13 protein-coding genes are annotated in these 14,174 nt (G+C 59.4%); 2 read left to right on the forward strand and 11 right to left on the reverse strand.

Annotated features, from left to right (window positions below; genetic code table 11):
* Nucleotides 1-408: 408 nt before the first annotated feature.
* The 8 genes from ACP3TE_RS02305 to ACP3TE_RS02340 form a co-directional block, all read right to left on the reverse strand.
* The gene (locus ACP3TE_RS02305) at nt 409-1,305 is read right to left on the reverse strand and encodes a GNAT family N-acetyltransferase (protein ID WP_426735108.1); all 897 of its coding nucleotides are present in this window, start codon (nt 1,303-1,305) and stop codon (nt 409-411) included.
* Nucleotides 1,259-2,425: a flavodoxin-dependent (E)-4-hydroxy-3-methylbut-2-enyl-diphosphate synthase gene (gene ispG, locus ACP3TE_RS02310; RefSeq protein ID WP_105657267.1), complete on the reverse strand. Its 1,167-nt coding sequence runs from the start codon at nt 2,423-2,425 to the stop codon at nt 1,259-1,261. Before ispG ends, ACP3TE_RS02305 begins: the two co-directional genes overlap by 47 nt.
* A 139-nt stretch (nt 2,426-2,564) precedes the next feature.
* Nucleotides 2,565-3,119 carry an NAD(P)H-dependent oxidoreductase gene (locus ACP3TE_RS02315; RefSeq protein ID WP_105657266.1) on the reverse strand — a complete coding sequence of 185 codons (555 nt, stop codon included), beginning with the start codon at nt 3,117-3,119 and terminating at the stop codon, nt 2,565-2,567.
* 121 nt (nt 3,120-3,240) lie between these two features.
* Nucleotides 3,241-3,663 carry an alternative ribosome rescue aminoacyl-tRNA hydrolase ArfB gene (gene arfB, locus ACP3TE_RS02320; protein WP_426736180.1) on the reverse strand — a complete coding sequence of 141 codons (423 nt, stop codon included), beginning with the start codon at nt 3,661-3,663 and terminating at the stop codon, nt 3,241-3,243.
* A 114-nt stretch (nt 3,664-3,777) separates the two neighbouring features.
* Nucleotides 3,778-4,077: a YciI family protein gene (locus ACP3TE_RS02325; protein WP_105657265.1), complete on the reverse strand. Its 300-nt coding sequence runs from the start codon at nt 4,075-4,077 to the stop codon at nt 3,778-3,780.
* Between the two features lie 23 nt (nt 4,078-4,100).
* Nucleotides 4,101-5,450, reverse strand: coding sequence for a M50 family metallopeptidase (locus ACP3TE_RS02330; RefSeq protein ID WP_105661822.1), 1,350 nt, complete (start codon nt 5,448-5,450; stop codon nt 4,101-4,103).
* Complete coding sequence (gene dxr, locus ACP3TE_RS02335; protein WP_105661821.1) at nt 5,447-6,670, reverse strand: 1-deoxy-D-xylulose-5-phosphate reductoisomerase; 1,224 nt, start codon at nt 6,668-6,670, stop codon at nt 5,447-5,449. The genes ACP3TE_RS02330 and dxr overlap by 4 nt, the downstream gene beginning before the upstream one ends.
* Before the next feature lie 76 nt (nt 6,671-6,746).
* Nucleotides 6,747-7,901 (reverse strand): acyl-CoA dehydrogenase family protein, encoded by a 1,155-nt coding sequence (locus tag ACP3TE_RS02340; RefSeq protein WP_105657262.1) that lies wholly within the window; start codon nt 7,899-7,901, stop codon nt 6,747-6,749.
* Between the two features lie 237 nt (nt 7,902-8,138).
* On the opposite strand from ACP3TE_RS02340, the gene ACP3TE_RS02345 reads away from it, so the two are divergent.
* Both ACP3TE_RS02345 and ACP3TE_RS02350 read left to right on the forward strand, forming a co-directional pair.
* The gene (locus ACP3TE_RS02345; RefSeq protein ID WP_105657261.1) at nt 8,139-8,759 is read left to right on the forward strand and encodes a TetR/AcrR family transcriptional regulator; all 621 of its coding nucleotides are present in this window, start codon (nt 8,139-8,141) and stop codon (nt 8,757-8,759) included.
* A gap of 68 nt (nt 8,760-8,827) precedes the next feature.
* Nucleotides 8,828-9,289 carry a GNAT family N-acetyltransferase gene (locus tag ACP3TE_RS02350; RefSeq protein WP_105657260.1) on the forward strand — a complete coding sequence of 154 codons (462 nt, stop codon included), beginning with the start codon at nt 8,828-8,830 and terminating at the stop codon, nt 9,287-9,289.
* 445 nt (nt 9,290-9,734) lie between these two features.
* Here ACP3TE_RS02350 and ACP3TE_RS02355 read toward each other — a convergent pair whose 3' ends face one another.
* Genes ACP3TE_RS02355 through ACP3TE_RS02365 form a run of 3 tightly spaced genes read right to left on the reverse strand, consistent with a single transcriptional unit; the run spans nt 9,735 to nt 14,068 of the window.
* Nucleotides 9,735-11,432: an ABC transporter ATP-binding protein gene (locus ACP3TE_RS02355; RefSeq protein WP_332486603.1), complete on the reverse strand. Its 1,698-nt coding sequence runs from the start codon at nt 11,430-11,432 to the stop codon at nt 9,735-9,737.
* A complete protein-coding gene (locus ACP3TE_RS02360) occupies nt 11,429-12,499 on the reverse strand; it encodes an ABC transporter permease (protein WP_105657258.1) in 1,071 nt (356 codons plus the stop codon). The genes ACP3TE_RS02355 and ACP3TE_RS02360 overlap by 4 nt, the downstream gene beginning before the upstream one ends.
* Before the next feature lie 51 nt (nt 12,500-12,550).
* Nucleotides 12,551-14,068: an ABC transporter permease gene (locus tag ACP3TE_RS02365; RefSeq protein ID WP_105661818.1), complete on the reverse strand. Its 1,518-nt coding sequence runs from the start codon at nt 14,066-14,068 to the stop codon at nt 12,551-12,553.
* Between the last annotated feature and the right edge of the window lie 106 nt (nt 14,069-14,174).

Raw genomic sequence — 14,174 nt, forward strand, 5'->3', positions numbered from 1 at the left:
AAAGGATGCTAAACAGGTTTCCCGCCACTCGAGCTTCGCCAGCGATACAAAGGAAAAGCAGGTAATGGGGACTCATAGCGGCTAAGTGGTCGCGGCGATAAGCTCAACTTCCGGCAACAGTCGTTCATGCGACTTTATTTGTCGATGCTCGGGCTTCATTGGCCGCGCAGCTGGAGCACTGACTGCCGCGAATACCGAATGGCCCGTTATAGCGCCGTATTAGTCATGAGAACGTTGCACAACTGACGATGAACCGGGATCCGCAATCAACTTCGTTTTCGCCTTCACCTGCGGGATTCTTTGCAGCCAGCCAGATCCGCGGTAAGGCGGAATTGTTTCTGGCGAAGTAGCTGCAGGTGGCTCAAGAGCAGAACCGGTTGATTTCCACGTTGCCCGTGCCACTGCTGTTCAGAACAGGATCGTTGCGAAGGTGCCGACCTGTTCAAAGCCGATGCGCTGATAAGTCTTGATTGCAGCGGTGTTGTAGTCGTTGACGTACAGGCTCACTACAGGAGCGAACTGCATCGCGTAGTCCACCGTGGAGGCCATGTAGCCGGCAGCCAAGCCTTGGCCGCGATACATCGGGTTCACCCAAACACCTTGGATTTGCACTACTTCGTCGGTGACGGTGCCTAAATCAGCCTTGAAAATCACGTTGCCGCGCTGGTCGCAGTCCTTGAGCGTGTGCCCCTCACGAATTAACTGGCGTACACGGTTGCGGTAGAAGCTTCCACCGTTTTCCAACGGCGAATATCCAAGCTCTTCTTCGAACATGGCAGCGCTGGCAGGCAGGACTAGGTCGAATTCCTGAACCTGAGCCGGCCGAATCCGGTTGCGGCGAATTCCCTCCGGGATTTGGGTGATGGCCATTAGTGGCTGATTTTCCCGGACATCAAAAATTTCTTGCGGACCATCCCGCAAGACGTCATGCATGGCCAGAACTGTTTCTGCCGGTCCGAATACCGAGGCGAATCGCTGTCGGGAATCGATGGCATGCATGGCGTACTTCTGGGCATCGGACTCCGGCATGGCGGTGGGCGCCATGTTGGCGCCCACCCAGCATGCCGATTCAAGACCTTCGCTGCCGTCCAAGCCAACGATGTGGGCAAACCCGTCTGGGACTGCTGACCGGTGGATGCTCACCTGCGAACGGGTGAATATATTTGCGACGGGGTCGCGATCGAGCAGCTCAATGAGGGCTGTCGTATCACGACGGCCCAAGATGCGCGGCTCTCCCTCGACGCTCCGGCGGCTAGTTCTAGCTGACGGAGACCATGGGAGAACCCGAGGAAGGATTCTCGTCATTGTCCAGTCCCATTTCTGCTGCCAAACGGTTGGCTTCTTCAATCAAAGTCTCAACAATTTGATCTTCCGGGACGGTCTTGATGACTTCGCCCTTAACGAAGATCTGCCCCTTGCCATTGCCGGAGGCAACGCCGAGGTCAGCGTCGCGGGCTTCGCCCGGTCCGTTGACAACGCAGCCCATTACTGCCACGCGCAATGGAGCCTTCATGCCTTCGAGCCCAGCGGTAACCTGCTCGGCCAAGGTGTAAACATCCACCTGGGCACGACCGCAGGACGGGCAAGAAACGATGTCCAGCTTGCGGGGGCGCAGGTTCAGCGATTCCAGAATCTGGTTGCCGACCTTCACCTCTTCTACCGGTGGAGCGGACAGCGATACGCGAATGGTGTCGCCAATGCCCTTGGAGAGCAGTGCACCGAAAGCGGTGGCGGACTTGATGGTGCCCTGGAATGCTGGACCGGCTTCGGTCACGCCCAGGTGCAGTGGCCAGTCCCCGCGTTCGGCCAGCATCTCGTAGGCACGGACCATGATCACAGGGTCGTTGTGCTTTACCGAGATCTTGAAGTCATGGAATCCATGCTCTTCAAACAGGGAAGCTTCCCAAACAGCTGATTCAACCAGCGCTTCAGGGGTGGCCTTGCCGTACTTCTGCAGCAAGCGGCGATCCAGCGAGCCAGCATTGACGCCGATGCGAATGGAGGTGCCGTGGTCCTTGGCGGCCTGCGCGATTTCCTTGACCTGGTCATCGAACTGGCGGATATTGCCGGGGTTCACGCGCACCGCGCCACAGCCTGCTTCGATGGCAGCGTAGACGTACTTTGGCTGGAAGTGGATATCGGCGATCACCGGGATCTGCGACTTCATCGCAATGATCTTCAGCGCTTCCGCATCCTTATCCGTGGGGCAGGCCACACGCACGATGTCGCAGCCGGCAGCGGTCAGCTCGGCAATCTGCTGCAAGGTGGCGTTGATGTCGTGGGTCTTGGTGGTAGTCATCGACTGAACCGAAATCGGCGAGTCGGAGCCGACACCTACGGATCCAACCTGGAACTGGCGAGTCTTGCGACGTGGTGCGAGTACCGGCGGTGGGCCTGCCGGCATGCCTAGGCTGACCGAAGTCAATGGACGCCTCCGAATAGATTGTGGGTATTTCTCTAGTCCAAGTATGTCACCGTATCGCGGTGAGCGGGTACTCATGCGAGAAAGGCCACGGTTACCGTGGCCTTTCTTGCACTATTGAGCTTCCGGGGATCGTGAAAACCTAGTTGGCTTCGGCGATTTCCTTGATGCTGCTCAGCACGCCAGAGACCTGCTCGACAACTTCAGCGTCATCCTTCGGGTGCAGTTCAGCGAAGCGTACTACCGAGTTAGGGATAGCCAGCTTGACGTTTTCCAGCACGTTGGCGCCGGCGATGTTCAGTGCCTTGCGCGCTTCGTCCTGCGCCCAGACGCCACCGTACTGTCCGAAAGCGGTGCCAACGACCACGGTTGGCATGTCCTTGAGCGCACCGGCACCGAAGGGGCGGGACAGCCAGTCAATGGCGTTCTTCAGGACAGCTGGCATGGTGCCGTTGTACTCAGGAGTGACCAGCATCAGCGCATCGGCGTCACCGGCTGCGTCGCGCAGGGCCTGGGCGGCGGCAGGAACGCCACCTTCCACGTCGTGGTCCTCGTTGTAGAAAGGAATGTTCTCCAAGCCGCTGAACACGGAAACTTCCATGCCTTCAGGTGCGTTGTGCGAAGTGGCTTCGGCCAGCTGCTGGTTGGTCGAACCGTTGCGCAGGGAACCGACGAGGGTGAGGACCTTGGTGGTCATAGGGTGTTCTCCTAAAGGCAAAATAATAGAAAGCTGACGCTTCACCTACTTTCAACCGTTTCCCCACCCCAACCATTCCGTGCAGCAAAGTGACATGAAGCACAGTAGCTGATCGCTGGGATCAGTCCATCCCTGGTTTGCGGCGAAGTTGCTTGGTGGCTGAGCGAGTAGCTTTGGCACTCAGCCTGCGCCGGTGAGAACCGCGGGTAGGTTTCGTTGCCTTGCGTGCCGGTGCATCCGGCGCCAGCGCTTTTTCCACGATGCGCCGCAACTTCTCTTGGGCGAGCTGGCGGTTGCGCCATTGCGATCGCTCTTCGGAAGCAGTCACGACGATGGCCCCGGCCACCAAGCGAGGTCCGAGCTTCGCCAGCAAGCGCTGACGCTGCCAGTCGGACAAGGCCCGCGAAGCGCCAATTACCCAGGTGAGTTCCACCCGTGAGTCCGAGGTATTCACATGCTGCCCGCCGGGGCCCGAGGAACGGGAGAAATGCCAGTTCAGCTCGGCTGCAGGGATCGCCAGCGTTGACGTGATCTGCACATACATGATGTTTTCCACTTCCTCTCCCCTACCAGTCTGCGCCATCCGAGCTGTTTAATGCAGGCAGCCTCCGCTGTTCTCGGAAAAGAACAGCGGAGGCTGGTGCAAGGTACCTATCGCCTAGGACGCGAAATCCTCCAGCAGGCCAATTACCGGGTTCCATTCGGTGACGGTGGCCGCGCCGATTCCGCCAACCTTCTGGAAAGGATCATTGGAAAGCACTTCGTCCAGCGCAGCTTGCGATTCTGCCGCGAAGATCAACAGCGCGCCGTCGTTGACCGGGGTCGGCCCCGAAGCAAGAAGGCGTACCGCACCTTCGCCGAGGAAGCCGCAAAGGTACTGGCGGTGTGCTGGACGGTGTTCATTGCGCAGCTCGGTGGAGTTCTCGGCGTACGCGTATTCAACAGCAAAAACAGTCATGCCTACAGCATATTTCTCCCTGCTTAGAACAGCTGTATCGGCTTGAAGATATCCGCATATATTAAGAGCCCGCCCATGACCAGCATCGCTACCACCACGACATAAGTCAGCGGCAAAAGCTTGACCGTGTCCACAGGCCGTACCTTCTTGATCCTGAAGATCCTGGCAACTGTGCGCTTCAGCCCCTCATACAGCGCGCCCACCACGTGGCCGCCATCCAGCGGCAGCAGCGGGATCAGGTTGAAGGCGAACAGGGCCAAGTTCAAACCGCCCACCAATGACAGCAAGGTTGCGAATTTGTCAGCTACCGAGATGGAATCCTCCGCGCTGATCTCTCCGGCAATGCGCCCAACGCCCACGATGGACACCGGCCCATTCGGGTCGCGTTCCTCGCTGCCAAAAGCAGCTTGGGCGACATCCACCATGCGCTGGGGCAGGTGCAGGATGACATCGCCAATTCTCAGCAACTGATCCCCGATCACGCCGGGAACCGCGCTCAGCGGCTGGGTCAGGTCCCGCTGCAAGGAGCCCATCCCGACGAAACCGACCTTGGTCATGATGTATTCGCCCTGCTCATCGAGCAGCACGTAGCCATTTTCGTCGGTCGCCGGGCGTTCGGTCAGGTACGGAGTCAGCTCGGTGGTGCGAATCTGCCCGTCGCGGGCATAGTCCAGGGTGATGGGTTCTCCTGGATGATCGCGGATGACATCGGTGAGCTTATTCCATTCAGCTTCCGCAACAGCGGTGCCGTTTACGGCGGTGATCGTGTCCCCTGGCAGGAGGCCTGCCTCGTAAGCCGGCGCTGGGACATCCTTGTCGGTGCATTCGGCCTGCTCTGCGTTCTGTGCGCTGGCAATGCACTGGTACACCTCGGAGACTGTGGTGGTTGGCGTAGCCTGGCCGAAGCTGGTCAGCACGATGCCGATCACCACGAACCCGATGACCAGGTTCATGATTGGGCCACCGAGCATGATGATGACGCGCTTGTAGATCGGCAGCTGGTAGAACAGCCGGCCTTCATCGCTGGGCAGCACGTTCTCGTTGGCCTGCGAGCGTGCGTCATCCACCATCTGTCCGAAGACCTTCTGGAAGAGATTCGGCTTCTTCCCGGAAGCATCCGAGACGACCTGGTCGCGTGGCGGGTACATGCCCACCATCGAGATGTAGCCGCCCAGGGGCAGGGCCTTGATGCCGTATTGCGTTTCGCCACGCTTGAAGGAAACCAGCGTTTTGCCGAAACCGATCATGTACTGCGGAACGCGCAGCTTGAACAGTTTCGCGGGTACCAGGTGCCCGATTTCATGCAGCGCAATGGACAGCCCGACGGCTACCACCATGAATAGGACGCCGCCGATGAACAGCAATGCACTCATGCTTTGGCCTCGATGATCTTCGTTGCATGGGCGCGGGCCCAGCGGTCTGTTTCCAGCACTGTTTCGACCGATAGCGCTGCGCTCATCGGGGTGTACTCGTCCAAGGCCCGTTCCACGGTCTCAACGATGTCGGTGAAGCGGATCTTTCCATCATGGAAGGCATCCACTGCAATTTCGTTGGCGGCGTTATAGACAGCCATATGCGTTCCCGACGACGCTGCGGCCTGCTTGGCAAGCTTTACAGCGCTGAAGACCTCCTCATCCAGTGGTTCGAAGGTCCAGCTTGCTGCGGTGGAGAAATCGCAAGCCTTCGCGGCACCGGCAACCCGATGCGGCCAATTAATGCCCAAAGCGATCGGCAGGCGCATATCCGGCGGCGATGCCTGGGCGATCACCGAACCGTCGATGAACTCCACCATCGAGTGAATGATTGACTGGCGATGCACCACAGGCTCGATCTTTTCCAGTGGCACGTCGAACAGCAGGTGGGCTTCGATGACTTCCAAAGCCTTGTTGACCATGGTGGCCGAGTTGGTGGTGACCATGCGCCCCATGTCCCAGGTTGGATGAGCCAGCGCCTGGGCGGGGGTGACATCACGCAGCTGCTCATGGCTGTAGCCGAAGAAGGGACCGCCAGAGGCAGTCACCAGCAGCTTGGCCACTTCCTCGGGCGCGCCAGAGCGCAGGGCCTGGGCGAGGGCGGAGTGCTCGGAATCAACGGGCGAGATCTGGCCTGGTGCCGCGATCCGCTTGACTACCTGGCCTCCGATGATCAGGGATTCCTTATTGGCCAGTGCCAGTAGGTGGCCGGCTTCCAAGGCAGCAATGGTCGGGGCTAGGCCAATGGCACCGGTGATGCCATTGAGCACCACGTCGGCCTCGGCGAAAGCGGCAACCTCGGTTGCCGCATGCGCGCCGGCCACCAGCTCGGGAGTGTATCCGGTTACCGATGCATCTTCTGCGGCTCGCTTAATGGCCGCGGCAAGCTCCTCCTTGGATTCCACCGCGCTGCCAACGAGCGCAGGGCGGTGCTTAATTGCCTGGCGAGCCAGTAATTCAAGGTTGTACCCACCGGACAGCGCTGCCACGGAGAATTGTCCGGATGCGTTTTCGATGACGTCCAGTCCCTGCGTGCCGATGGAACCGGTGGAACCGATCAGGCTGACGCGACGGGGATGTCCGGCTGGAATGAAAGTTTTCTGGGAGCTCACCCTACCCATTATGGTTCGTTTTACTGTGAGCGCCCAAAGAGCGCCACACCCCAAAATCAGGATGCAGCGCCCCCTCTGGCAAGAATCAGAGACCTAAGCTGCGGGCAATGAGCATCTGCTGGACCTGCGTGGTTCCTTCGCCGATTTCCAGGATCTTCGAATCGCGGTAGTGCCGTGCAACCAATGATTCATTCATGAATCCGTAGCCGCCAAAGATCTGGGTAGCATCACGGGCGTTATCCATCGCCGCTTCGCTGGCAATCAGCTTGGCATGCGCGGCTTCGATCTTGAAGTCCTTGCCGGCGAGCATCTTCGCCGCCGCCGCGTAGTAGGCCAGACGGGCCGTGTGGGCGCGCGAAGCCATGCGAGCGATCATGAAGGAGATGCCTTGGTACTGGCCGATGGCCTGGCCGAAGGAAGTCCGGGTCTTGGCATACTTCACCGCCTCGTCGAGGCAACCCTGGGCGGCTCCGGTGGCCAACGCCGCGATGGCGATACGTCCCTCATCGAGAATTTCCAAGAAGTAGGCGTATCCGCGTCCGCGCTCGCCAAGCAGGTTCTCCTCCGGAACTCGCACGCTGCTGAAGCTCAGCGGATGGGTGTCACTGGCACGCCAACCCACCTTGTCGTAGGCCTTCTCCGCGGTGAATCCTTCGGTTCCCGTCGGCACGATGATTGCCGAGATTTCCTTCTTGCCGGTTGCTTCGTCGACACCGGTGACAGCGGTGGCCGTGACGAGGGAAGTGATGTCGGTACCGGAGTTGGTTATGAATTCTTTGGCGCCATCGATAACCCATTCGCCATTTTCCAGTTTCGCTTTGGTCAAGGAAGCTGAGGCGTCGGAGCCTGCACCGGGTTCGGTCAGGCCAAAACCGGCCAAGCGTTCGCCGGCGGCCAGGGCTGGCAGCCACTTCTGCTTCTGGCCCTCGCTGCCAAAGCGGTAGATCGGCATCGCGCCCAGGGAGACGCCGGCTTCGAGAGTGATGGCTACCGACTGGTCTACCTTGCCCAGTTCTTCGAGCGCCAGCGCGAGGTGGAAGTAGTCGCCGCCGGAACCGCCGTATTCTTCGGAGACTGGCAGCCCGAAGAGACCCATCTGCCCCATTTGCTTGACGATGTCATAGGGGAACGCATGGTTGGCATCGTTCTGCGCGCTCTGCGGGGCTACGACTTCCTGGGCGAATTCGCGGACCATGTCGACCAGGTCTTGATACTGGTCGTCGAGTTCGAGATCAATCATCAGGCTCTCTCTTCGTTGAGGGACGAACCGGCATCGGCTGCGGGATGTGCATAATCCGGTGGCGGTCATGTTCTGCGCCAGGTGCGTGAGTTTCTTGGAAGCACACGCCGCGACGCGTATGGTTAATATTTATTAACTGGTTGCTGCCTACGGGTGGGTAAACAGCTACATTTTTGACATTAGTGGCAGCGGTCACACTTGTCCAGACCGAGGCTTGGCAAACGTAAGGAGTTGATTGTGTTGGCGAGCAAATACCAGTCGCTCAATGAACCAACAGAGCGTGAGCGCGCCAAAGCTGAACGACGAGAAGCACTCTTGCGCGAAGCCACTCGACTGTTCGCCTTGAATGGCTACGCGGGTGTTTCGCTGGAGGATCTGGGCGCTGCCTGCGGCATATCCGGTCCGGCCGTGTACCGGCATTTCGCCGGCAAGCAGGCAGTGCTTATCGCTCTGCTAGTAGATATGTCCAAAGATATCTATGCCGGGGGCTGCACGGCCACGGAAGCCGGCGGCACTCCCCTGGAGGTGCTTTCGCGTCTGGTTGATTTCCACACTGACTTCTCGTTGTCCCGCCCGGACATTTTGCAGGTCCAGGACCGTGATTTGAAATCGCTCCCGAAGGCCGAACTGGCATTAGTCCGCAAACTCCAGAACTCCTATATCGGGCTTTGGACTACGGAACTGGCCAAATTGCATCCCACGGGAAGCAAGCAGTCGCACAGATTCCGCGCGCACGCCGTCTTCGGCTTGCTGAACTCGACTGCTCATTCCGCCCACTCGCCGAGGACTAAAAAGTCCGGCCTGAAGCCGTTATTGTCCAACATGGCACTCGCCGCACTCACTTCCCCGGTAGTGTAGGTTTCAAGCCATTGTTCACTGGTGTGCCAATACGGCACGCTGACCCACACGATTGAAAGGCCTTTATCGTGCAGCTACGAGAAGTCCGCCCTTCCGACTTGGACGCATTCTTCGCTCATCAGCAAGAACCCGAGGCGAACCTCATGGCCGCTTATCAAGCGCGTAACCCAGCCGACCGCGCGGTATTCGACCACCACTGGAACTCGATTCTGAACGATCCGAATGTTCTGGTTCGCACCATCGAGCATGAGGGCGAAGTCGTTGGATCCATTCTGGTCTTCGACGGCGAAGTACCAGAGATCAATTTCTGGACTTCGACCAAGTACTGGGGCAAGGGACTGACCACCAGCGCGGTAGACACCTTCCTCGCCGAATACACCAAGCGCCCATTGACCGCGCACGTGGTCCAGGACAATCTAGGTTCCATCAAGGTCCTGGAACGCCGAGGGTTCAAGACCGTTGGCACCGAGCAGATCTTCTCCAACGCCCGCGCAGAGGTCGTTACCGAAAACGTCATGCAGCTGGACTAGATTCCAAAAGATAGGCAAAAGCTGGCTCTCGGCAGAGAGCCAGCTTTTGCCTATTAACGGGCCTCTACCGCCGAGGTTCCCTTGGTCCTTTCCTGGATCAGCATCGTCCCGCGCCCGGCGCAAAGCCCCAGGCAGGCGTCTGCGGGTTCCGCCCGAGCTGGTTTTCTGCTGCACGATCCGTGCAAGAACGCCAGTGCGGGTCATCCTGTGATTCCTGCAGCGATAAGTGTTGAGCCCGAGGCATTCCCTCTCGTTCAGCTGGTCCAAGTTCCGCCGCCCAGCACCTGCTCGTAGGCCCGCAAGTACTTGTATCGCTTTCCCGGACCGAGGCCGGATCCGGGGAATCGGCTTTCGCCATGTCCAGCTCTCCCGGGCAGACGGAAGGGGCCCGCTTCCAGTGAAAGATCCGGAAACGAGCCCCCTTATTCGTCGTTCAGCTCAGCATCTACTTCGTGCTGTTCAGCAAGCGCCAAGCCTCACGGCGTACTGCCTGCTCATGCGGATCCGGCACCGGAGCCGCGGCCAACAGGCGTTTGGTGTAGTCGTGCGTTGGGGCATGCAGCACGGTATCCACCATGCCCTGCTCAACCGCCCTGCCTGACTGCATCACTACGACCGCATCAGCCAGCATGTCAACGACAGCCAGATCATGGCTGACAAAGAGGCACGCGAAGTTGAAGTCCCGTTGCAGGTCCTGCAGCATTTCCAATACGACTGCCTGAACCGAAACATCCAAAGCACTAGTTGGCTCATCGGCAATCAGCAGCTCGGGGTTCAAGGTCAACGCGCGAGCAATGCAAACACGTTGACGCTGGCCGCCTGAGAGCTCGTGGGGGTATCGGTTGATCACGTTGCGCGGCAGCTTCACCGCATCGAGCAGTTCTTCAGCACGCTTGATGCGCCCTGCTTTGCTGCCAACCTTGTGAACCACCATTGGTTCGGTGATGCAATCGCCAATAGGGAAACGCGGGTTCAAGGATGCTGCCGGGTCCTGGAAGATGACGCCGATTTTCTTGCGAACCGCACGGGCTTCCTTCGGGGAAAGTTTCGGCAGATCATGGCCCTGGACCGACAAGCTGCCGCTAGCCACAGGCAACAAGCCGAGCACCGCCTTGGCGATGGTGGATTTGCCAGAGCCGGACTCGCCCACAATGCCTAGGACTTCGCCCTTGGCAATATCGAAGCTCACCTCTTCCACGGCGCGGAAGATCTTTCCCCGCATGTCGTATTCCAGCACGAGGTCCTTGGCTTCCAGCACCAGCTCGCGTCCTGGAGGCGCAGTTTCGGAGCTGTGCGGGGGCGTCGCAGTAGTAACAGCCGGAGCAGACAAGCGCGGTACCGCGGCCAGCAGGCGCTGGGTGTATGGATGTTCCGGGCGCAGCAGAACTTGCTCCACGGTGCCGGTCTCGACGAGGTTGCCCTGGAACATCACGGCCACTTCATCGGCCATATCCGCGACAACACCCATGTTGTGGGTGATCAGCAAGATGCCGGTATTCAGTCGATCCTTGAGCTCGCGCAGCAGATCGAGAATTTCTGCCTGCACCGTTACATCCAGTGCGGTGGTTGGCTCATCGGCGATGATCACCTTGGGATCGCAGGATATCGCCATGGCAATGACGATACGCTGGCGCTGGCCGCCGGAAAACTGGTGCGGGTACTGCTTGACGCGCTTGGCGGGATCCGGGATGCCCACCATGTCCAGCAGCTCGATGGCCCGGTCGGTTGCTTCCTTGCCATAGGCGATGTCGTGCAGTTCCAGCGCTTCAGTCAACTGCCGCTCAATGGTCAGCACCGGGTTCAGCGCAGTCATGGGCTCCTGGAAGACCATCGCGATGTCGGTGGCACGCATCTTGCGCAGCTTGCCTTCGTCCAGGCCAACCACGTTGACGTTGCCGACCTTGGCGGCACCTGAGACATTGGCGTTTTCCGGCAGCAGGCCCATCGCCGCAGTTGAGGTGACGGACTTGCCGGAACCGGACTCGCCAACCAGCGCCACGACCTGCCCGGGGCGGACGGTCAAGGACAAGCCCTTGACTGCGTGGACGTCTGCACCACCGGTGGCAAAGACGACGTTGAGGTCGGTGAAGCTCAGCGCGTAGCCGTCTGAGCCTTGTTCGTTCATTGGTGCTGCGTGGCTCATGGCTTCTCCTTGCGGGTTGGAAGGGCGAACAGGCCGGCGCGGCGGCGGCGCTTCTTTCCGATTTGGCGCGGGTCGAACGCATCGCGCAAGCCGTCACCCAAGAAGTTCACCGACAGGGCGATGGTAACGATGATCATGCCTGGCCACCAGAACAAATACGGGCGGGTGGTGAAGGCGTTCTGGTACTGGCTGATCAGCAGGCCCAGCGAGGATTCTGGAGCCTTCACGCCGAAGCCCAGGTAGGACAGCGAGGACTCCAGCAGGATCGCGCCAGCGATCGCGAAGGTTGCGTTCACGATGATCACACCCATGGTGTTGGGGATCAGGTGCTTGAAGATCACGCGGCTGGTCTTCGAACCCATGGCCTGGGCGGCAGCAACGTATTCGCGTTCGCGCAGCGAAAGGATTTCACCGCGCACCAGTCGGGCCAAGCCGGTCCAGGTCACCAGGCCGAGCACGAGGGCCAGGATGATGATGGAACCGGTGGATGCACCAGCCATCTTGCCCAGAACAGCGGCCAGGACCAGCAATGGGATCACGATGAACAGGTCAGTGATGCGCATCAGGATTTCGTCGACCCATCCGCGGAAGTAGCCGGCAACAGCACCGATGACGGTTCCCAGGACAGTGGCGACCAAGCCAACCACAACGCCGATAATGATGGACTTCTGCGTGCCGTTCATGACCAGGGCGAAGTAGTCCTTGCCGACCGAGTCCTGCCCGAAGGGGTGCTCTCCGATGCGGATGCCTTCGCCGCCGAGCCAGGCGGGGACCAGGCTCAAGGTCGGTTTGCCGCCATCCACAACGGCACCAGCGTGGTAGAAGTTCTGTCCCCACCAGCCGGGGATCGGTCCCCAGCCAATGGAGCTGAAAGCGAAAACGGTGATGACGACCAGGATCACCGCGGAAATCATCGCCGGCTTGTGGCTGACGAAGCGCTCGAGAACAATGCGTCCCTGGCTCTTCGGCTTTTCGTGGATTTGGGCCAGCTTGGCGTCTTCCACCTCGGCCACGGAATTCAGGTTCTGCGGCTCGTTCTCGTTCAAGTTCTTGTTCGGGGTGCTCATCGCTGGTCCTTAGGGTTGCAGGCATGAAGGATGTTCATTGGTCCATGCCTCCTAGACTCGGATTCGTGGGTCAAGCAGGGCGTAAACGATATCCGCCAGCAAGTTGAAAATGATTGCGGCGGTACCGGTAACCAGGAAGAACGCCATCACAGGTGCCGGGTCGACATGATCCAGGCCGGTTGCGAACATTTCGCCCATGCCCTTCCAGCCGAAGACGCGCTCGGTGATCACGGCACCGCCGATCAGGCCGGCGAAGTCGAAGGCTGCAATGGTGGCGATGGGGATCATCGCGTTGCGGAACGCGTGCCGGAAAATCACGGTGCGTTCGCTCAATCCCTTGGAACGGGCGGTGCGAATGTAGTCCTGGCGCTGCACTTCGAGCATGGAAGAACGCGTGTAGCGCGAATAGCTAGCCAAAGAAATCACTGCAAGCAGGATGGTCGGCATCAGCAACTGGGTGCCGTTATCCAGGAAGTGATCCCAGAAACCGCCTTCGAGGTTAGCAGTGGACGACCCGATGGTCGCGATGGGGCGTCCCTTGACGTCCAGGAAACCAGGCCAAGCGCGGAACATGTGATCGACAACGGTCAATCCTGCACCGACAACACCGGTGGCTACGGAGACGGACATCGCTGCTTTGCGCAAGCGGCCGCCCATGAAGCGCCCGACTACTGCCGGAATCGCTACCGCGAGGACCAGTCCGAACAAGAGGATCCATGCGTTTGGTTCCAGCAGCATGTAGAAGGTCGCGTAGTACATGGCCAAGACCAGTACGACGGTAATCAGCGCCGGGTACAGCACGCGCTTTTCCTTCAGGCCAACGCTCATGGCAGTGGCGCTCAAGGCCACGAGTGCCGTCAGCACGATGATGATTGCGGGGCCCATTTGCGGGTAGCGGTAGAAATTCAGCCAAATGCTGTACTGCAGCACCAGCGGGACAAAAACAGCGGCAGCTATGAAGGTGATGCCACGGCGCTTCAAGGAGCCCCCGAGGAACATCTGCAGGACGAGTCCGACGACGATGCCTATGGCTATGGATGACCCCAGGGATATCTGCGGATCCGCCAGCCAGTCGTTGTAGCTGATTGCCAGGTACTCCTTGAGCAGCACAGCTGCCCAGAAGACGGGAAGCGAGAAGAAGAGGAAGGTCATGAAGGTAACGATGTAATCCAGGCCGGAGTACTGGCGGATTGCAGTCAAAACGCCAATGGCGATACCCAGAACCGCGGCGATCACCGTAGCGAGCACTACCAGCCGCAAGGTGGACGATGCGGCGTTGGCCAGCAAGCCGGAGACCTCTACGCCGTTGATATTCTGTCCCAGGTCGCATTGGCCAATCAGGCATTTGCTGGCGCCGGTCAGCCAGTCCCAGTAGCGTCCGTACCAGGGTGCATCCAGGTTCATGTATTCCACACGCTGGGCCATCAAGTACTCGCGGTTATCCGCGTTGCTTTCGCGGAGGTCCTTGAGCGGGTCACCTGAATTGATTACCAGTACGTAGAGCAAGAGCGATGCGGCGAACAGCACGGCAAGTGCTGAGCCTAGTCTCTTGGCGATAAATTTCCACACGGTTCTAATGTCCTACTTTCATCTCACGGAAGTGAGCCGGCCCTTGAGGTTGGGGACCTTTGAACACACTGCGGGGCCCGATTTTTGATCGGGCCCCACATGTGCT

It is taken from the genome of Glutamicibacter sp. 2E12 (genome assembly GCF_050030965.1).
In the GTDB taxonomy this organism is placed as follows: Bacteria; Actinomycetota; Actinomycetes; order Actinomycetales; family Micrococcaceae; genus Glutamicibacter.

What these genes read in the sequence shown, in the direction of transcription:
- ACP3TE_RS02305 (WP_426735108.1), bottom strand. Translation starts at nt 1,305, where the DNA reads ATGACGAGAATCCTTCCTCGGGTTCTCCCATGGTCTCCGTCAGCTAGA.
- ACP3TE_RS02315 (WP_105657266.1), bottom strand. Translation starts at nt 3,119, where the DNA reads ATGACCACCAAGGTCCTCACCCTCGTCGGTTCCCTGCGCAACGGTTCG.
- arfB (WP_426736180.1), bottom strand. Translation starts at nt 3,663, where the DNA reads ATGTATGTGCAGATCACGTCAACGCTGGCGATCCCTGCAGCCGAGCTG.
- ACP3TE_RS02325 (WP_105657265.1), bottom strand. Translation starts at nt 4,077, where the DNA reads ATGACTGTTTTTGCTGTTGAATACGCGTACGCCGAGAACTCCACCGAG.
- ACP3TE_RS02330 (WP_105661822.1), bottom strand. Translation starts at nt 5,450, where the DNA reads ATGAGTGCATTGCTGTTCATCGGCGGCGTCCTATTCATGGTGGTAGCC.
- dxr (WP_105661821.1), bottom strand. Translation starts at nt 6,670, where the DNA reads ATGGGTAGGGTGAGCTCCCAGAAAACTTTCATTCCAGCCGGACATCCC.
- ACP3TE_RS02340 (WP_105657262.1), bottom strand. Translation starts at nt 7,901, where the DNA reads ATGATTGATCTCGAACTCGACGACCAGTATCAAGACCTGGTCGACATG.
- ACP3TE_RS02355 (WP_332486603.1), bottom strand. Translation starts at nt 11,432, where the DNA reads ATGAGCCACGCAGCACCAATGAACGAACAAGGCTCAGACGGCTACGCG.
- ACP3TE_RS02360 (WP_105657258.1), bottom strand. Translation starts at nt 12,499, where the DNA reads ATGAGCACCCCGAACAAGAACTTGAACGAGAACGAGCCGCAGAACCTG.